Below are 18,409 nucleotides of genomic sequence, written 5' to 3'. Positions count from 1 at the left end.
TAGTCGTTTACACCAGGTAAAAGATCGAAGGTCCCGTCCCCAGTTCCGGCTGGCGCTGAATCGCAAAGCGCGTTCGCAGGAGTTCGCGGACGGGGGAGTTCGGATCATTCAAGTCACCGAAGACGAGCGCCTTCTCGGCGCAGGCTTCGACACATGCCGGCTGCTTGCCGACAGCCAGCCGTTCCTCGCAGAAATTGCACTTCTCCACCACACCCTTGGTTCGACTGGGGAAATCAGCGGTTTCGGGATGGATGTAGGGTCGCGGATCGACCCAGTTAAAACTGCGCGAGCCGTAGGGACATGCGGCCATGCAGTAGCGGCAACCGATGCAGCGGTGCCAGTCCATCATGACGATCCCGTCTTCAGGTCGCTTCCAGGTCGCCTGCGTAGGACAAACGCGCGTGCAGGCAGGGTCGGCACAGTGATTGCAGAGGATCGGCAACACATGGCCGGAAAACATCTGCCGTGTGTAGTCGTTCTGCTGGAAGGGGAAGACCTTGTCGACCGGTTCCTTCCATATCCACTTCACCGCATGTGCCGGCTCGGGGATTTGAGGGATATTGTGGGCGAGCCGGCAAGCGGTGAGACATTGTTCGCAACCTTTATCGTTGCGGCATTTCTGGAAATCGATGACCAAGCCGAACTGCTTCCCTTTTGACCCTGTCATTGGCTCAGCGGGTTCGATGGCGCGAACCAGTTTGGTGGCACCCACGCCGGCGCCGGCCAGACCTGCGATCGTGAGGAACTCCTTTCGGGTGATCTTCATGGGGTCCTCCGCGCAGTCAGCGTTGGAGCGACGTGGCAGTCCCAGCAGTAGGGACCCGAAACGCCGGCATAGGTGTGGCAGCTGTCGCAGAACTGGGCCTTGTTGTGGTGGCATTGCATGCAGTTGGTCGAAAGCCCCACGTGGTATTTCTTGCCGTTGTATGCCGTATAGGTCAGGTCGCCATTGCGGACGGCGTTCTCGCGCCATTGGATCAGTAACTTTTGGTGCGCGGCGCGCATGGTTTCCCGCGGAGCAACACAAGTCTTCTCGTTTTGCGGAAGTTCGATTTTGGGCCCGGCGGTGCTCGTGTCGGCAAACACGGCATGCCAGGCCGGGTAGCTAAAGAGAGCCAGGAACAGGAGCAAGCCTACGGAGATGAGTATCCGGTCACGCATGGACCACCTCCTGCGCGAGTGTTTGGCCGCGCAAATCTGTCGTACGCTCCTTCTCGCCGCTCATGACGAGAGCGTTTCCAAGAAGCTCATGAACGCCGCCGACCTCGACGCCGGGAACCCAGTACTCGAGCAGAGTCGGCAGCGTCGCCTTGTCGATTGCGCACATACACGCCAGCAGGTTGACTCCGTGCTTCTCCTTCACGTACTTGACTGCATTAGCGCGAGGGAAGCCGCCGCGCAGGCGCATCTCGATGTTTTCATCGGAGCCTAACCCGGAGCCGCTGCCGCAGCAGAAAGTCTGCTCGCGGATCGTGTTCTCCGGCATTTCGTGGAAGTTGTGGCACGTGTTGCGAATGATGTAGCGCGGTTCCTCCAACAATCCGACGGCGCGCGCTGGATTACAGGAATCGTGCCAAGTGACCTTCCAGTGGTCATTGCGGCTGGGATCGAGTTTCAGCTTGCCGTTGTGGATGAGGTCGGCGGTGAACTCGCAGATGTGCACCATCCGCGTTGACTTCGCGTGCTCGAAGCGAGTGCCGGTGATGGGAGAAACCGGGACCTCGAGAAAGTCGGCGGGACCGTTCATTGTGTCCATGTACTGGTGCAAGACGCGCCACATGTGGCCGCACTCGCCGCCGAGGATCCACTTGACCTTCAGCCTGCGCGCTTCGTCGTAGATCTTGGCGTTCAGCCGCTTCATCATTTCGTGCGAACTGAAGAGCCCGAAGTTGCCGCCTTCCGAGGCATAGGCGCTGAAGGTGAAGTCCAGGCCGATCTCATGAAGAAGCATCATGTAGCCGAGTAGGGTGTAGTAATGCGGTGTGGCGAAGTAGTCGGCCGAAGGCATGACGAAGAGAACTTCGGCGCCCTTGCGGAATATGGGAACGTCCACGCGTACGCCGGTGATCTCGGCGAGTTCATCGGCGGCAAACTCGAGGCTGTCCTTGAAGCCGTGCGGCTGGATTCCCAGGTGGTTGCCGGTGCGGAAGCAGTTGGCGGCGGGCTCGAGCACCCAGTTGGTATTGCATCCGATGAGGTTCAGCAGTTCACGGCCGATCATCGTGATCTCGGCGGTGTCGATGCCATAAGGACAGAAGACCGAGCAGCGCCGGCACTCGGTGCACTGATAGAGGTAGTAGTACCACTCCTTGATGACATCCTCGGTCAACTCTCGGCCGCCTGCGAGGCCGCGGAAGATGCGCCCGGTCATCGTGAAATAGCGCCGATATATCGAGCGCACCAGCTCGGCGCGGGCTACAGGCATGTTCTTGGGATCGCTCGATCCGAGATAGAAATGGCACTTGTCGGCGCACGCTCCGCAGCGCACGCAGATGTCCATGAAGAGACGGAAGGAGCGGAAGCGACGCATGCGCTCGCGCATCCCGTCGAGGATGATCTTTTTCCAGTCCGGCGGCAGCTTCCAGTCGGCGTCGAAGGGCTGCCATTCACGCGCGTTCGGCAGACCAAGTGCCTTCAGGTTCTTGGGCGCTGCGGCGTAGCAGTACACACCCTTGCGGAACTCGACTTTCGGATCCTGCCAGTCGCCGCGAGGAGGCCGCGGTTTTATCTCAATCTGCGTGAGAGGTTCCGACATGTTCCTTCTCGAGCGGGATACCCGCTGCTTCCAGCTTGTCGTGGAATTCCTCTTCCCATTCGGCGTAGGTATGCGTCTTCACGGGATAGTTCCACGGGTTAATGTGCCGCTGGGCACGGTTGTTGTTGGCAAGGTTGCGCGTTGGGCTGAGGAAGATTCCGCCCATGTGCATGAGCTTGCTAAAGGGGAAGTACGCCGCCAGTGTTGCGACGAGCGCGAGATGAACCAGAAACATTGCGCCGAGGTTTTGCGGCACCGCCGGATGGAACGAGACGATTCCGAGTGCGAACTGTTTCACCGAGACCACATCAACCCGGGTGATGTTTCGCATCGTGAATCCGGTGATGGCGATACCAAGAAGCAGAAACAGCGCGAAGTAGTCGGTGAAGAGCGACACGTAGCGAACCAGCGGATCCCGGAAACGGCGTAGCAGGAGGTAAGCCAGTGCGACGATCACAACGATGTCGGACATGTATATCGCTGGGGTCCCCACCTGGAAGAAGCCGTCGAGTTTCTCCAGCCAGAGGACGAAAGCAGGAACCGGCTCGATCAATAGGCGCAAATGCCGAAGCAGGATGACCAGCAGCGACCAGTGAAACGACAGTGCTGCCAGCCAGAGATACTTGTTCTCGCCAAAAATCAGACGTCCGTCTTCGAGGCGCGACCGATTGTTGCGGAACAACGAACGGAAGAGCAGTACTTCGACCGCCATCCGTCCGACTGCCGCAAAACCCGTGAACGGATTGTCGAGCTTAGCGTTTCGAATCCACGCCAAAGACTTCTGTTGACCGGCAGTTGTAGGGATTCGGAAGGGAACGGACGACATTGCCCAGGCGATTACACGGTAGCAGAAGCCGCCAAGGAAGATTGCGGCGGCCGTGTACGGAATCACCGTGTAGAGGAGGAAACGGCCTTCGCTCGATCGTCCCGCCAGGGCGGCGACCGCTATCACGACCGCAACAGCAAGGAATGAGTAAAGGGCAGCCATGATTTCTCAACCTTGTTCCGGGTGCCAGTATCGGCCGAGCGCACGTTGTGCTTCGTGGATGCGAACGTCAGCGAGTTGCTCCCGGCACCGCATGTAGGCGTTGAAGGCCAGCAATACGAGCTCATCAATCCGTCTATCGAAAAAGTCGTAATCGGAGGTTGTGAGCCGACGAATGATCGGCTTCGCAAGAAAAATGAAACCCACGGCCTCGCTCGGGGAAAAATCCTGAACGGCGCGGATGCGCACGATATCGTCGAGAGCGGCTGCGATCTTCTCCTTGTCCATCTCGCCAACGAGTTCGTTGGCGAGAGTGGCAAGGCTTTGCCGCAAGGCGTGGCCCACGGGATTGCGGAAGGGATCCTCTTCGGCGGTGAGGAAACGCGCCGTCAACTCGGGATACAATTCCACCGTCCTCGCGAACCATGGTTCGACGATAGCGTCCGCCTGCATGGGCCTACACGCAACCGGTCGGTTTTGGCAGCCCGGCAAGCTTGCAAGCACCCTTGGCTGGCCCCGACGGGAACAACTGATATACCTTGTTCAGAGGGAACCCGGTCTCTTTGCAGAGCTTGCGCACCATCGGCGCGATTCCGAACTGAACGTAGTAATCGCGGATGTAGTGGATCATCTTCCAGTGCTCTTCCGTGAGCGCCTCGATCCCCTCGCTGTGGGCAAAGTCCTTCGCTACTTCGTCGCTCCAGCGTTCGGGCTCCTGCATAAAGCCGTCTTCATCGACTTCGTACTTTCTTCCTTCCACTTCGAATGTAGGCATCTGTCTCCACCTCGTGTATTTCGTTTATTAGTGCATTTCGATATAACCGCAGGGGCATGCATCGGCGCACTTCTTGCAACCGTTGCAGAGCTCCATCTTCACCTTGTAGTGCTCGCCTTTCGGCAGTTTCACGAAACAGTTGTTGGTGCAGTACATCCAGCAGGTTTCACAATCCATGCACATCCCGCAGGACATGCAGCGCTTGGCTTCTTCAAGGACTTCGGCCTCGGTGAGACCAAGTTCGATTTCCGTATCCGGTAAGCGCTCGGCAACCGCAACGTGCTGTCGGTCATGGCGTGGCAGCGGCGGATAGAACTCGAGCTTGACCTTGTCAGAGGTGATCACGGGCGGCTGCTGGGGCTTATCGAGAGCTTTGCCGCTGATGTAGGCTTCGATTGCCTCTGCGGCGAATCGGCCCTGGGCGATAGCTATCGTCACCAAGCCTAATTCGACGTCGTCACCACCGGCAAAAACACCGGGCACTTGCATGGCACCGTTTGGGTCCGCCTTGAGCCAGTCCTTGCCTGTGTGGAGAGAGTCCAAGCCCTGGAAGTCAGGCTCCTGGCTGATTGCCGGGATGATCGTAGTGGCCTCAAGTTCGTACTCGCTGCCCGCAACGGGCACCGGGCGTGGACGGCCTGAGGAGTCGGGCGCGCCAAGCTCCATTCGAATGCAGCGCATGCCGCTGACGATGCCATTGTGGGTGAGGATCTCAACTGGCGCAGCGAGGAACTCGATCTTGACTCCTTCTTCCAAAGCACCTTCTATCTCGGAATGAACGGCAGGCATTTCGGTCCGTGTGCGCCGATAGAGGATCGTGACTTCCTCCGCACCCAGACGGCGTGAGACGCGGGCTGCGTCAATCGCGGTGTCGCCGCCGCCAATGACGATGACCTTCTTGCCTACCTCGGGCGTACCGCCGCTGTTCACGATGTTGAGAAAGTCGGTTCCAGTGAAGACGTTGATTGCGTCCTCCCCGGGCACCTTGAGCTTCATGCCCTTCTGCGCGCCGATGCCGACGAATACCACCTTGTACTCGTTGCGCAATTGCTCGAGAGCAATATCCTTGCCAACGACGGTGTTGCACTTCAGTTCGACACCGACTTCGAGGATTCTCCCGATTTCGGCATCGAGAACCTCGCGCGGCAGGCGGTACCGTGGGATGCCGTAGCGCAACATTCCGCCGGGTTTTGAGAAAGCCTCGAAAACCGTGACGTGATAACCGCGACGAGCAAGTTGATAGGCGCAGGACAAGCCAGCGGGACCGGAACCGATCACCGCGATTTTTTCGGCGTGCTGCTCGGACCGGAGCCTGGAGAGTTTCAGGCCCTTAGAGATTGCGAAGTCGCCGAGGAAGCGTTCCACCGCATTGATGGAAGCTGCGCCGTCCTTGTTCTTGCGATTGCATCCATCCTCACAGGGATGAGGACACACACGCCCGCACACGCCGGGGAACGGATTGCGTTCCACCAGGCGCGTCCATGCGACTTCGAACGCCTGCTCGTTTGTACGACCGTATGCTGCCGCCTGCGCGATGGTGATCAGCAACTCGCGGATCTCGGTGCCATTGGGACAGTGAGACGAGCATGGCGGCGTTTTGGCTATGTATTGGGGGCGCAGCGGGCTGATATCACCACTGCCCGCAGCCGCCCCCTTGATTACCGGCTTCTTGACTTCTTTGAACAGAGCCATGGGCCGAACCTCTTTCCAACCGACGGTCAGTACTTCACATGCGCGGAACGTGCAAACGTCAGCCCTGCATGTTTGAAATCGTCAATGTGATGACGAGTGAACGGGAACCCGGTGAGTTGGAAGAAGCGCGGCCAGCCGATGCGCTCGATCCACTCTCCCACTCGTTCGTACGGGCGCGCGTTCTCCGCGTACACATCGACAATCTTGACCACCGCCTCGACGACTTCCGGCCAACGCGGAGGATTATTCGGAAGGAACGGAACGGCGAGCTTCGAGAATTTCGGAGCCGACCGGGCGTTGCTGACCTTGCCGCCCACCCAGATTGAAAGGCCATCATTGTCGGGATCGCTGAGCGGCATGGCGGGGCAAACGGTGTAGCAGTTGCCGCAGAACATGCACTGCTCTTTCACGACTTCGACCGACGGTTTTCCCTCATAGGTAGCAGGGCGAATGGCGCCCGTCGGGCAGGAGGCGATCAGGGTTGGCACCTCGCAAACCTTGGGCAACAAATCGTGCTGCACTTTGGGCGGCATACGATGGATGCCAAGGATCGAGATGTCGGAGCAGTGCACTGCGCCGCACATGTTGAGGCAGCAGGCCAGGGCGATGCGCAACTTCGCAGGCAGTTTCTGGTGCGTGAAGTGCTCGTGCAGCGCGTCCATGACGCACTTCACTATGCCCGATGCATCGGTCGCTGACGAGTGGCAGTGTACCCAACCCTGTGTGTGAACAATGTTGCTGATGGAGTTGCCGGTCCCGCCGATCAGGTATCCCATCGCCTCGATCTCTTTGCGAAGAGGTTCGATGTTCTCCTTCTTCTCGAGCAGGAATTCGACATTGTTTCGGCTCGTGAAGCGCAGGTGTCCACCGGAGTACTTGTCGGCCAACTCGGCAAACTTCCGGAGCGTTTGAACCGAGATAAGCCTTGGAGTGCCGACGCGCACGGAATAGAGGCGGTCACCGCTTTCGCCGACGTGTACCAGCACGCCGGGAGAGAGAATCTCGTGATACTTCCAAGTACCGTAGTTCTTCTTGATGATCGGGGGCAGAAACTTCTCGTAGTGCGGCGGCCCAATATCGGTGATGCGGGGCTGTTTCGGTGCAGTGCTCATTTCTCGTCCCCTTTCTCTGTCTGGAAGAATATGTATGGGTTGTCACGAGGCGCCGAGACCATCTCTGGCACCGGGTCAAGGCCAATGCCATCAAGGAACGCCGGCATGCCGACCCGCTGAATCAACTCGCCGATGCGCTCGCGGTTCTTGCCGTATTCGTCCCAGAAGTCCCAAATGCGGCGAACGAGTTCTTTAATCGTGTCGAAGAGTTCTTCTGCGGGCACGAACGGAATCAGCACCGAGGAAAGGAGAGCACCCTGGATGATGGGTGCTTTTGAGCCGAGCAGGATGACCGCTCCGCGCTCCTTACCGGGCCGTAGCGCTTTCGGCATCGCATTAATACAGTGCATGCAGTGGACGCACTCGCGGTTGTTGATCGAGAGCTTCTTGCCGTCCCAACCCATGGTCTTGCTGGGGCAGAGATCGCAGACATCCTTCTGGATGTCGAGACCGGCGGCGGCATAGTTCGCCACCTCCGCGTCATCCACCTGGATATCGTCCTTCCATGTGCCGATGATCGAAAGATCGGCGCGGGCGATCGATGCCACACAATCGTTGGGACAGCCGGAGAATTTGAACTTGAACTTGTACGCGAACGCCGGGCGATGGAGTTCGTCCTGATAGTTCTGCGTTACGTCATAGCAAAGCTTCATCGTGTCGAAACACGACCATTCGCATCGCGCCATGCCCACGCAGCAACTGGGAGTGCGCACCGCAGACCCGGATCCGCCGAGATCGAAACCGTTTTGGGCCAGCTCCTGAAAAGTCGGCTCGAGCTGATCGGTTGTGGTCCCCAGCAGAATGATGTCGCCGGTGGATCCGTGCATATTGGTGAGCCCCGATCCATGGCGCTCCCAGATATCGCAGATCTTACGCAGGGCATCGCTGGTGTAAAACCAACCAGCGGGCTGGTTCACACGAATGGTATGGAAGTGCGCGACCTTTGGAAATTTTTCGGGGACATCGCTGTAACGGCCGATAACGCCGCCGCCATATCCGAGGACGCCGACCATACCGCCGTGTTTCCAGTGACCCTTCTTTTCCTCGTAGGAAAGTTCAAGCTGCCCGAGGAGATCCTGGGCGCTTTCGCTGGATTGAGAAGCTGATTTGATTTCCGTGACGAAACTGGGCCAGGGACCTTTTTCTAATTCGTCCAGGAGTTTCGTCTTCGGCTTACCATTGCCGGCGTCGGCCATAGTCCGCTCCCTTCGCCTAAACCGAATGTATGATGAATTGCCTCGTGCGGGAGCGGTCGCACAAGCGTCACCGTACTCCGAAGCGCGGATGAATTGATGTGACCCGAGTCACGCTTCAGATGTGACAACATGAGGAAACGGTTTGATCTCTCACGTGAAGGCGTATGCTTCTGAGCAGATAAATCGCGGGTCGGGAGGCCAGGGCGGTGCGCAACGGGAAGACAGGGAAGATCCAGGATCAGACTTCTCTATTTCCGATTTTTCTTAAGCTGAGAGGAAAAACATGTGTGATCGTCGGCGGAGGAGCGATCGGCGAAAGCAAGGCCATGGGTCTGCTTCATTCTGGCGCCCGCGTTTTGGTGGTTGCACCTCGTGTTCGCCCCGTGATTAAAAAACTAGCGGCCGCGGGAAGTGTCACATGGAGAAAGGGTTCCTTTCAGCCGACAGATTTGCGCGGGGCTCTCCTCGTGGTGGCAGCTACCGATTCAGTAGCGAAGAATCGCGAGATTTCACGCCACTGCCAACGGATGGGCGTGCTTTGTAATGCGGTCGATGATCCTGAGCACTGCGATTTCTTCTACTCGGCCGTGGTCAGGCGCGGAGCACTGCAGATCGCGATATCGACGGATGGCCGCAGTCCGGCCCTGGCAAAACGGCTGCGAGCAGAATTGGAACAGCAGTTTGGCCCGGAGTACGGCGCCTGGCTGGAGGAAGTTGGCGAGCAGCGCCGAAAGATTCTCTCGCAAAGACTGTCGGCTGCGCGCCGCGCAAAACTGCTGGAAAGCATCGTTGATCGCGAAGCGTTCGCGGAATTCATGGGACGGAACCCCCGACCTGGGCGACGGTGAGGTTTTGCACGGACTGACCTCCGGTTCCAATCGCTCCTCCTCGAGCAAAAGGTTCCATCACCACCAACGTTCCTTCTTAAAATTCCTGTGATCTACGTCACGTGGCGAAGTTCGTTAGATAACGAAGCGAGCACATGCATCGCTGCTTTTTCCGACTAAATCGCGCGGGAAGGCCGGAAACATCTCGGTGCGGTGGAGTTTGGATGGCCTGAGCGCATTCGGACGAATCTCGATTAATTACCACAGAGAAACGTGACGCAAGTCACCGCAATGAAAGAACTAAGAGGACGATGATTCGACACGAGGCAAATCTGTAGATCGCGGTGAAGGGGGAGTAAGCATGACCCCGAACCAAAACTCGATGTCGATCTTCAGGGTAAGGCTCCCTCACGCATCGGTGCGGGACCGGTGGCTTCCCCAGCGTGGATGGATCCGGGCAACGCTCCGCAAGGCCGAAGCTGCCCGAGCGGAGATACTGGAAGCTTACGACCTGCAACGACCACCTCCGCCGTCTCTCTGACGCGTGCAGCTCAGCGGGCGCAACCGGAAATTCGGGTCTCATTAATCTTATAAATTCAGATCTATTTCCTCTTTTTATTGCCGGTTGTGCGGGCCATTGGCCCCTATCCCATTTGTTCTGCACGTTTCTCTCCCACTAAAAAATCGATTGGCTGTCACCGATAACGGGGTCGTTCCTCTAACTGCGACCCGGAGGTGCTCTATTGCCTAGCTACGTTAATCCCGACAAATGCGACGGGTGCAAGGCATTGGACAAGACTGCTTGCCAATACATTTGCCCCAACGACCTGATGGTCCTGGATAAAGAAAAGATGAAGGCCTACAACCGGGACGTTTCGATGTGCTGGGAATGCTACAACTGCGTAAAGATTTGCCCCACCCAGGCCGTCGAAGTGCGCGGTTACCAGGACTTTGTGCCACTGGGAGCTTCCGCCACTCCGCTGCGGTCCACCGACTCCATTATGTGGACGGTGAAGTTCCGCAACGGCGACGTGAAGCGGTTTAAGTTCCCGATTCGGACAACGCCGGAAGGCTCGGCCGTACCCAGCGGTGGATACAAGGACAAAGGCGACCTGAATGGTCCTGCATTGTCCACCGAACCAGAATCACTGGGACTGCCCGAAGTCTTCACGTTGAATGGAGGCGCCCGTGGCTAAATTCGAAACCGTTGTTGTCGAAACCGATCTGCTCATCCTCGGCGGAGGCATGGCGGCGTGCGGCGCTGCCGTCGAAGCCGCCTACTGGGCGAAGCAGCATGGGTTGAAAGTCACACTGGTGGACAAGGCCGCGGTAGATCGTTCTGGCGCGGTAGCCATGGGCCTTTCCGCCATAAACCAGTACGTCGGGCTGCGCGACGGAGCCAACACCGTGAAGGACTATGTTGACTACGTTCGCAATGACCTGATGGGAGTAACGCGCGAGGATCTCGTGGCTGATATCGCGCGCCACGTAGATTCGACGGTCCACCTCTTCGAGAAGTGGGGCCTGCCGATCTGGAAGGACGAGAACGGCAAGTACGTTCATGAGGGCCGGTGGCAGCTCATGATCAACGGCGAGTCCTACAAGGTGGTAGTCGCAGAAGCGGCGAAGAACGCCCTGCTGCAGGGCGGCGTTGGCGAGATCTACGAGCGTGTCTTCATCGTAGGTCCGCTGATGGATGGCGAGCGTTGCGCCGGCGCCATCGGTTTTTCAGTCCGCGAAAACAAGGTTTTCGTCTTCAAGGCGAAGGCCACATTGACCGCGATGGGTGGCGCCGTTCACGTATTCAAGCCACGGAGCTCGGGCGAAGGCTTCGGTCGAGCCTGGTATCCACCGTGGAACTCCGGCTCTTCGGCGTACTTCACGCTGAAGGCAGGCGCGGAGATGACCTGCCAGGAAGTTCGCTTCATCCCAGTGCGCTTCAAGGACGCTTACGGTCCGGTCGGAGCCTGGTTCCTGCTGTTCAAGTCGCGCGCCACGAACGCCATGGGCGGCGAATACATGGTGGAACGCAGACCCGAACTGGAGAAGTGGGGACCGTACGGGCGGGTGAAGCCCATTCCCGCCAACCTGCGCAACTACCTGGGCATGCTCGATGTCATGGAAGGCAAAGGCCCGATCTTTATGCGGACCGAAGAGGCCATGCAGAAGATCGCCGATCAGTACAAGGACGACCCCAAAGCCTACAAGAAGAAGATGAAGGAACTGGAGTCGGAAGCCTGGGAAGACTTCCTCGACATGACGATCTCGCAGGCAATCCTTTGGGCTGCGACTAACGTCCAGCCGGAACAGAAGGCTTCGGAGATCGCCGCTGCCGAGCCGTATTTCATCGGATCGCACTCGGGAGCTTCGGGAGCGTGGGTCAGTGGCCCGGAAGATCTTCAGACCTCTGAGACACGGAACGCGTACTTCTGGGGTTATTCGAACATGTCGACGGTGAAAGGGCTGTTCTGCGCCGGCGACGCATCCGGGGCATCGAGCCACAAGTTCTCGTCCGGCTCGCACGCTGAAGGACGCATCGCTGCCAAATCGGCCGTGAAATTCATCGTCGAAAACAATACCAAGCCCAAAGTCGATCAGGCAGCGCTGGACGCGTTGATTGCGGAGATTCTCAAGCCTCTTGAGACATTCGAAGGCAACGAGAAGCTGACCACCGACGACGAGGTGAACCCGAACTACATCCGGCCACGCATGTTCATGTTCCGTTTGCAGAAGATCATGGACGAATACGCGGGCGGAGTAACCTCACAGTTCACCACCAACAAGAAACAACTGGAACGGGCGCTGGAATTGCTGGCCTTCCTGAAGGAAGACTCGTTGAAACTTGGCGCCAAGAACCTTCACGAACTGATGCGGTGCTGGGAGAACGTGCACCGTATGTGGCAGGCGGAAGCCCATGTCCGCACCATGCTGTTCCGTGAAGAGACGCGTTGGCCCGGGTATTACTTCCGGGCGGATACGCCGAAGCTGGACGAGAAGAACTGGCATGTCTTCGCGAACTGCCGGTGCGATCCAAAAACCGGGAACTGGGAGCTGTTCAAACGGCCCATTTTCCACGTCTTCCCGCAAGCCCAGGCAAAAGCTGCGGACTAGCGGGATAAGGCGGGGGAGTTGCTGGAGCGGGTAACTCCCCCCAACTTTTCACGATTTCCCGCAAGCCCAGGCACAAGCTGCTGCGGACTGGCGGGGACTTGGCGGGGGAGTTGCTGGAGCGGGTAACTCCCCCAACTGAATCGCTATGAGTCTGCCGGAAGAGAGAAACCATTGTCCACACTGCGGTGAGCGGTTGCGGATGTGGAACAACCCGCAGCTAGCCTGCTGGAGCGACGAATATCAACTCGTTTGCTTCAACGATTCCTGTCCGTATTTCCTCCGGGGCTGGGCTTGGATGCGGTCGCAATTCAATGTCAATGCTTCGTATCGGTATCGCCTCGACCCACAGACGGGTGACAACGGACCTCTTCCCGTCTGGTCGGTCGACGCCCTGAAGAACTATCTGCGACCGGAAAGGGACCCAACGAATGATCGAAACTGACCTCAAGGCGAATGCGGTAGTAGAAAACTCTCCACGGCTCGGGCTAGACGACCACTTCTGCTTCCGTTGCGACAAAGACCTGAAGTGTTTTACCCGATGCTGTCATGACGTCTCCATCCTGCTGACTCCCTATGACGTGTTGCGGATGAAGCGCGCTTTGAAGATGGATTCCTCCGATTTCCTCGAAAAGTACACGCTGGTGCTGGAATCGAAGGAAAAAGGCACGCCGGTAGTTTTCCTCAAGATGGACGAGAATTCTCAGAATTGTCCGTTTGTCGGTGAGCGGGGATGCGCCGTCTATTCACAGCGCCCGTGGTCGTGCCGCATGTATCCGCTGGGGATGGCGGAACCGAAAGATAGTGCCCAGGTTTCGCAACGATTCTTTTTCGTCGTTCGCGAGGAGATTTGCGAAGGACACGCAGCCGAGCGGGAACTCTCGGTGCGCGACTGGATGGCAGAGCAGCAAGTGGACGCTGCGGAAGCCCTGGACGAGTCATTCCGGCGACTGATGGGACACGGCGGATGGGAGAACCGCGAGGCGCTGACGCCGGACAAACTGGCCATGTTCTACATGGCCGCATATGACGTCGATCGCTTCCGCCGCTTCATCTTCCAAACCAAGTTCCTTGACTTCTTTGAAGTGGATGAGACCCGTATAGAAGCAATTCGCACCGACGACGAAGAGTTGCTGGAGTTCGCCTTCGACTGGATCGCTTTTTCCATCCTCCACGCAAAACGGATGAAGCTCAAGAAGATCGCGACACAGCGGGTGGAGACACAGCCCGCAGAAAGCGCCGCAGCCATTAAGTGACATGCAGAACACTGGACCAACGAACGGGAAAGGGAAGCCCATTCTGGTGATCGGCGGCGGCATCGCCGGCATCACAACGGCGATTGAACTGGCCGAGGCGGGATGCGAGGTCGTGTTGGCGGAGAAGTCGGCGTGGCTTGGGGGACGCGTGGCGCGGCTCAACCACTATTTCCCCAAGATGTGTCCGCCGGCTTGCGGCCTGGAAATCAACTTCCAGCGGCTGAAGAAGAACCCCCATGTGAAGGTGCATACGCTGGCCGAGGTGGAGAGCATCGCCGGCGCGCCCGGGGCATTCGAAGTCGTCCTGAAATTGAATCCCCGCTATGTCACCGAAGCCTGCACAATGTGCGACGAGTGCACGCAGGCGTGCCCGGTGGAAGTCACTGATGAGTTCAACTACGGACTGTCAAAGACAAAAGCCATCCACCTCATCCGGGGAACTGCTTTTCCCGGCCAGTATGCGATTGAACGAAGCGCGTGTCCTGAAGATTGTCACGAGTGCGCCGACGCCTGCCGCTACCGAGCAATTGAGTTGCAGCAGGGTCCGAAACAGCTGACGTTACAGGTTGCGGCGGTTGTAGTGGCGGCGGGCTGGACCCCATACGACGCCACGAAAATTACCAATCTCGGGTACGGGAAGTTCAAGAACGTCGTCACCAATGTTGTGCTTGAGCGGCTGGCCGTACCGAGCGGTCCCACGCAAGGCAAAGTGCTGCGGCCTTCGGACGCAAAAGAGCCGCGTTCGGTAGCATTCGTGCAATGCGCCGGCTCACGCGACGAGAACCATCTCCCCTATTGTTCGGCAGTGTGTTGTAGCGCCTCGCTGAAACACGCCAACTACATTCGCACACAGTATCCCGAAGCCCAGGTAACGATCTTCTATATAGACTTGCGCACGCCCGGGCAACTGGAGGAGTTCGGCGCGGCCGTCAAGGCGATGGGCGGGATCGAACTGATCAAGGGGAAGGTTGGCAAGATTGAAGAAGACCCGACCACGCGCGACCTGCTGGTTACTGCAGACGATGTGCTAGGGGGCGAGAAGATCACGTGTCGCTTCGACCTGGTGGTACTGGCGACAGGCATGGTGCCGCAGAGTACCGGGTTGCCTGCCGCCGTGAGCGTGGACGAGTTCGGGTTCGTTACCGGCAGCAGCGGGATTTATGCCGCAGGCTGCGTCAAGCGACCAGCGGAGGTGTCGGCAACGGTGCGGGATGCAACTGGGGCCGCACTGAAGGCATTGCAGGTTGTGGCAGGGGCCAGAAATGAATAAGCGTGTCGGAGTCTATGTCTGCACCGGTTGTTCGATCGGCGAAGCGCTTGATGTTGAAAGCCTCAAGAGCGTCGCGATGAAAGAGTGCAAGGCAGAGTTGTGCCGGACGCATGAATTCCTTTGCGGCGACGAAGGCACCGCACAGATCCGGCAGGATATCGAAGGTGCCGGTATCGACGCTGTCGTCATTGCGGGTTGTTCGTCGCGCGCGAAGACTCAGCAGTTCAACTTCAACGGTGCTGTAGTCAGCGACCGGGTAAACCTCCGTGAGCAGGTTGCCTGGTGCCATGTGCCGAAAGACGAAGAGACCCAGGCATTAGCGGAAGATTCTCTGCGGATGGGCGTCAGCAAAGTGCGGCACATGGAACCGCTGGAACCGCTGGCGGACCCGGTCTCCCACACACTCCTCGTGGTCGGTGGTGGAATTACCGGAATCACTGCGGCGCTCGACGCTGCCAACGCCGGGTGTGACGTACTGCTTGTCGAGAAGCAGCGATGCCTGGGCGGAGCGCTCGCCGGCATAAAGAAGACCTATCCCATGCACGCGCCCTTCACAGAGGCCGTGCCAAGTCCGCTACCGGAGCGCATTGCGGCGGTTATGTCGCACCCCCGCGTAAAGGTGTTCTGCTCGACGACAATCGTACGCACTGAGGGGCAGCCCGGGGCATTCGATGTGACACTTCAGAATGGCGCCTCCAGCGCGGTGCACCGGGTAGGCGCGATCGTGATGGCAACCGGATGGAAGCCATACGACGCAAAGAAGCTTGGTGCACTCGGATATGGAGTTGCGGATGTCGTAACCAGCGTCGAACTGGAGAGCCTCGGTGCAGCGGGGCCGATCAAGCGGGTCTCGGACGGGAAGCCGGTAGAGAGCATCTTGTTCGTGCAGTGCGCCGGATCGCGTGACGCGCAACATCTCGCTTACTGCTCTTCCACTTGCTGCATGACGACGCTGAAACAGGTGGAGTACATCCGCGAACAGAATCCCACCGCGAATGTTTTTGTCATCTACAAGGATGTCACCACTCCGGGACGGTACGAAGAGTACTACCAGAAGGTCCAGAACCACCCGCTCAATTTTTTCACCAAGGGAGAAGTGAAGGGGGTGGCACGCGGTGGCGACGGAAAGCTCTCCGTCACGGTAACCGATTCGCCGCTTGGGAAATCGATCAGCATCCCTGTGGACATGGTGGTTCTGGCAACAGGCATGGTTCCCAACTCCGCCGACGGCGAAGCCATCCGCGCGTTGCACGATGCGCAGCAAAAAGTCGCCCGCAATGAGTCCGAAACCCAACGCCGGGAAGCGGAGTTAACAGTAGAGCAACTGAAACGACACGAGGGCACGGAGATCCTTCGGTTGACCTACCGTCAAGGGCCGGATCTGCCAGTACGTAACGGTGGGTTCCCGAGCTCCCACTTTATCTGCTTCCCATACGAGACTCGGCGGACGGGGATATTCACGGCGGGTGCCGTACGCGCGCCGATGGACATGGTGCGCGCCGAGGAAGACGCTGCGGGCGCTGTAATGAAGGCAATCCAAAGTGTGCACATGGCCTCGCAAGGGCAGGCGTTGCATCCCCGCGCCGGCGATCTTTCGTATCCCGTCTTCTCTCTGCAGCGCTGTACGCAGTGCAAACGCTGCACCGAGGAATGTCCATTTGGGTCTCTCGACGAGGACGAGAAGGGCACGCCGAAGTTCAATGCTTATCGCTGCCGGCGGTGCGGCATCTGCATGGGGGCCTGTCCGGAGCGGATCGTATCTTTCAAGAACTACTCGGTGGAAATGATCGCAAGCATGGTGAAGGCGATCGAAGTTCCGGAAGAAGATGAAGAGAAGCCGCGCATCGTCATCTTCGCCTGCGAGAACGATGCCTGCCCGGTGCTCGACCAGGTCGGCATGGAACGCCTGCAATACGACGCCAGTGTGCGGATCATTCCGCTGCGCTGCCTAGGGTCGATGAACATCGTGTGGATTGCCGACGCCCTCTCCCGTGGTGTGGACGGCATCCTGCTGCTGGGATGCAAGTTCGGCGACGATTACCAATGCCACTTCGTGCGTGGGAGCGAACTGGCGAATCGCCGCCTGGAAAACGTCAAGGAAACTCTGCAGCGCTTGCAGTTGGAATCCGAGCGCATCCAGTTGGTGCAAGTGTCGGCAGACGACTATCTCACGCTGCCGGACACGATCAACCAATTTGTCGCAAAGGTACGGGACCTCGGTCCCAATCCTTACAAGGGGTTCTAGTGTGGCTACGGTAACGATTCGGCCGGACCGGAAGTTTATCGAAGACGCGTTGGAATGCGGCGGAGAGTTCAAGAAGTGTTACCAGTGCGCTACCTGTGTTTCCGCTTGCAGTCTGGCGACGTCGGAGCACCAGTTTCCACGCAAGCAGGTGCTGCTGGCTCAGTGGGGATTGAGGGACGAACTTCTGGCGGATCCCGGACCGTGGCTCTGTTTCTACTGCGGCGAATGTTCCAAGCTCTGTCCTCGCAAGGCGGATCCCGGCGAGATGATGATGGCCTTGCGCCGGTATCTCACTACCGCGTATGACTGGACCGGTTTGTCGCGGCTGATGTATCGCTCGGCGTACTGGGAGATCGGGATTCTCCTCCTGGTTGCGGTACTTGTTGGAACGTTGTTTACCGTCCCGCAGAGCTTTGGCTTCGGACTGCTGCACCGTTCCGGACCCGAGGCGATGTCCACCGTAATGCTGGAGAAGTTCGCTCCGGTCAAGATGGTGCACTTGGGCGACACGGTGCTGGCATTAATTCTCAGCCTTCTCCTGATGAGCAATGCGCTGCGGATGTTCCTGCGTCTCACCGCGGGCAGGCGCATCCGCTTCCGCATTTATCTGACGCAGCTTCCGCAGTTCGTGATACAGGCTGTGGCGCAATCGCGATGGAAACAGTGCAACGACCCGGAAGCGCTCAAGAATTGGATACGACATCTCTTGCTCGTAACCGGGTACGGCAGCATGTTCACCATGGTGGTGGTGTTCCTGCCATGGTTCCAGGTGAAAGACGCGAGTTTCCAGTGGACGAGCATTCTCGGCTACTACGCCACGGCTGTGCTGGTGGTTGTAACGATATGGATGATCGTTGACCGGATGCGCAAGTCATCGGAGATGCATCGCTTCAGCCACCTTTCTGACTGGCTGTTCCCTGTGCTGCTGCTGCTGACGGCTGTTACAGGAATTGCCGTTAATGTGTTTCGGTTGATGAATCTGCCGATCGCGACGTACACGACCTACGCCGTGCACATGATGATCGCCGTGCCGATGCTGGTGGTCGAAGTGCCATTCGGGAAGTGGGCCCACCTGTTGTACCGGCCACTGGGGATCTATGTTGCCGGGGTGCTGGCAGAATCCGCGAAGTTGGAGGCATTGGAGACTGGGGCTGCAACTCCGGCAACAGAGCATGGATGAAACTGCCA

Annotated in this window: 16 protein-coding genes; 7 read left to right on the top strand and 9 right to left on the bottom strand. The window is 58.3% G+C overall.

The genetic code is table 11. The features are described 5' to 3' along the window. Positions 1 to 7: 7 nt before the first annotated feature. From ROO76_03320 to dsrA, 9 genes are read right to left on the bottom strand one after another with little or no spacing between them, the layout of a single operon-like run. A complete protein-coding gene (locus ROO76_03320) occupies positions 8 to 766 on the bottom strand; it encodes a 4Fe-4S dicluster domain-containing protein (protein MDT8067177.1) in 759 nt (252 codons plus the stop codon). Continuing rightward, positions 763 to 1,161 (bottom strand): sulfate reduction electron transfer complex DsrMKJOP subunit DsrJ, encoded by a 399-nt coding sequence (gene dsrJ / locus ROO76_03315; GenBank protein ID MDT8067176.1) that lies wholly within the window; start codon positions 1,159 to 1,161, stop codon positions 763 to 765. The genes ROO76_03320 and dsrJ overlap by 4 nt, the downstream gene beginning before the upstream one ends. Further along, positions 1,154 to 2,755, bottom strand: coding sequence for a (Fe-S)-binding protein (locus ROO76_03310; GenBank protein ID MDT8067175.1), 1,602 nt, complete (start codon positions 2,753 to 2,755; stop codon positions 1,154 to 1,156). Before ROO76_03310 ends, dsrJ begins: the two co-directional genes overlap by 8 nt. Continuing rightward, on the bottom strand, positions 2,730 to 3,743 hold the full coding sequence (gene dsrM, locus ROO76_03305) for a sulfate reduction electron transfer complex DsrMKJOP subunit DsrM (GenBank protein MDT8067174.1): 1,014 nt from the start codon (positions 3,741 to 3,743) through the stop codon (positions 2,730 to 2,732). Before dsrM ends, ROO76_03310 begins: the two co-directional genes overlap by 26 nt. A 6-nt stretch (positions 3,744 to 3,749) precedes the next feature. After that, positions 3,750 to 4,193 carry an RsbRD N-terminal domain-containing protein gene (locus tag ROO76_03300; GenBank protein ID MDT8067173.1) on the bottom strand — a complete coding sequence of 148 codons (444 nt, stop codon included), beginning with the start codon at positions 4,191 to 4,193 and terminating at the stop codon, positions 3,750 to 3,752. Between the two features lie 4 nt (positions 4,194 to 4,197). Continuing rightward, positions 4,198 to 4,515 (bottom strand): TusE/DsrC/DsvC family sulfur relay protein, encoded by a 318-nt coding sequence (locus tag ROO76_03295; protein ID MDT8067172.1) that lies wholly within the window; start codon positions 4,513 to 4,515, stop codon positions 4,198 to 4,200. A gap of 27 nt (positions 4,516 to 4,542) precedes the next feature. Beyond that, positions 4,543 to 6,207 (bottom strand): NAD(P)-binding protein, encoded by a 1,665-nt coding sequence (locus tag ROO76_03290; protein MDT8067171.1) that lies wholly within the window; start codon positions 6,205 to 6,207, stop codon positions 4,543 to 4,545. Between the two features lie 26 nt (positions 6,208 to 6,233). Next, entirely contained in the window at positions 6,234 to 7,319 is a 1,086-nt protein-coding gene (dsrB, locus tag ROO76_03285) for a dissimilatory-type sulfite reductase subunit beta (GenBank protein ID MDT8067170.1), read from the bottom strand. Further along, a complete protein-coding gene (gene dsrA, locus ROO76_03280) occupies positions 7,316 to 8,515 on the bottom strand; it encodes a dissimilatory-type sulfite reductase subunit alpha (protein ID MDT8067169.1) in 1,200 nt (399 codons plus the stop codon). The genes dsrB and dsrA overlap by 4 nt, the downstream gene beginning before the upstream one ends. A 206-nt stretch (positions 8,516 to 8,721) precedes the next feature. Between dsrA and ROO76_03275 the strand changes: the two genes are divergently transcribed. From ROO76_03275 to ROO76_03245, 7 genes are all read left to right on the top strand, one after another. Continuing rightward, a complete protein-coding gene (locus ROO76_03275; GenBank protein ID MDT8067168.1) occupies positions 8,722 to 9,363 on the top strand; it encodes a bifunctional precorrin-2 dehydrogenase/sirohydrochlorin ferrochelatase in 642 nt (213 codons plus the stop codon). 722 nt (positions 9,364 to 10,085) lie between these two features. Next, positions 10,086 to 10,538, top strand: a complete 453-nt coding sequence (aprB, locus tag ROO76_03270; GenBank protein ID MDT8067167.1) for an adenylyl-sulfate reductase subunit beta — start codon at positions 10,086 to 10,088, stop codon at positions 10,536 to 10,538. Then, entirely contained in the window at positions 10,531 to 12,453 is a 1,923-nt protein-coding gene (gene aprA / locus ROO76_03265) for an adenylyl-sulfate reductase subunit alpha (GenBank protein ID MDT8067166.1), read from the top strand. Before aprB ends, aprA begins: the two co-directional genes overlap by 8 nt. Positions 12,454 to 12,881: 428 nt before the next feature. Then, positions 12,882 to 13,706, top strand: coding sequence for a YkgJ family cysteine cluster protein (locus ROO76_03260; GenBank protein ID MDT8067165.1), 825 nt, complete (start codon positions 12,882 to 12,884; stop codon positions 13,704 to 13,706). 1 nt (position 13,707) lies between these two features. Further along, complete coding sequence (locus ROO76_03255; protein ID MDT8067164.1) at positions 13,708 to 14,976, top strand: FAD-dependent oxidoreductase; 1,269 nt, start codon at positions 13,708 to 13,710, stop codon at positions 14,974 to 14,976. Further along, positions 14,969 to 17,221, top strand: coding sequence for a hydrogenase iron-sulfur subunit (locus tag ROO76_03250; protein MDT8067163.1), 2,253 nt, complete (start codon positions 14,969 to 14,971; stop codon positions 17,219 to 17,221). Before ROO76_03255 ends, ROO76_03250 begins: the two co-directional genes overlap by 8 nt. Before the next feature lies 1 nt (position 17,222). Beyond that, complete coding sequence (locus tag ROO76_03245) at positions 17,223 to 18,401, top strand: 4Fe-4S dicluster domain-containing protein (GenBank protein MDT8067162.1); 1,179 nt, start codon at positions 17,223 to 17,225, stop codon at positions 18,399 to 18,401. Positions 18,402 to 18,409: the final 8 nt, after the last annotated feature.

Source organism: Terriglobia bacterium, assembly GCA_032252755.1.
In the GTDB taxonomy this organism is placed as follows: domain Bacteria; phylum Acidobacteriota; class Terriglobia; order Terriglobales; family Acidobacteriaceae; genus JAVUPY01.
The sequence above is the reverse complement of the archived record's forward strand: the minus strand, read 5'-3'. Positions and strand labels throughout refer to the sequence as shown.

Coding starts and splice junctions, on each gene's coding strand:
- ROO76_03320 (MDT8067177.1), bottom strand. CDS start 766: ATGAAGATCACCCGAAAGGAGTTCCTCACGATCGCAGGTCTGGCCGGC.
- dsrJ (MDT8067176.1), bottom strand. CDS start 1,161: ATGCGTGACCGGATACTCATCTCCGTAGGCTTGCTCCTGTTCCTGGCT.
- ROO76_03310 (MDT8067175.1), bottom strand. CDS start 2,755: ATGTCGGAACCTCTCACGCAGATTGAGATAAAACCGCGGCCTCCTCGC.
- dsrM (MDT8067174.1), bottom strand. CDS start 3,743: ATGGCTGCCCTTTACTCATTCCTTGCTGTTGCGGTCGTGATAGCGGTC.
- ROO76_03300 (MDT8067173.1), bottom strand. CDS start 4,193: ATGCAGGCGGACGCTATCGTCGAACCATGGTTCGCGAGGACGGTGGAA.
- ROO76_03295 (MDT8067172.1), bottom strand. CDS start 4,515: ATGCCTACATTCGAAGTGGAAGGAAGAAAGTACGAAGTCGATGAAGAC.
- ROO76_03290 (MDT8067171.1), bottom strand. CDS start 6,207: ATGGCTCTGTTCAAAGAAGTCAAGAAGCCGGTAATCAAGGGGGCGGCT.
- dsrB (MDT8067170.1), bottom strand. CDS start 7,319: ATGAGCACTGCACCGAAACAGCCCCGCATCACCGATATTGGGCCGCCG.
- dsrA (MDT8067169.1), bottom strand. CDS start 8,515: ATGGCCGACGCCGGCAATGGTAAGCCGAAGACGAAACTCCTGGACGAA.
- ROO76_03260 (MDT8067165.1), top strand. CDS start 12,882: ATGATCGAAACTGACCTCAAGGCGAATGCGGTAGTAGAAAACTCTCCA.
- ROO76_03255 (MDT8067164.1), top strand. CDS start 13,708: ATGCAGAACACTGGACCAACGAACGGGAAAGGGAAGCCCATTCTGGTG.
- ROO76_03250 (MDT8067163.1), top strand. CDS start 14,969: ATGAATAAGCGTGTCGGAGTCTATGTCTGCACCGGTTGTTCGATCGGC.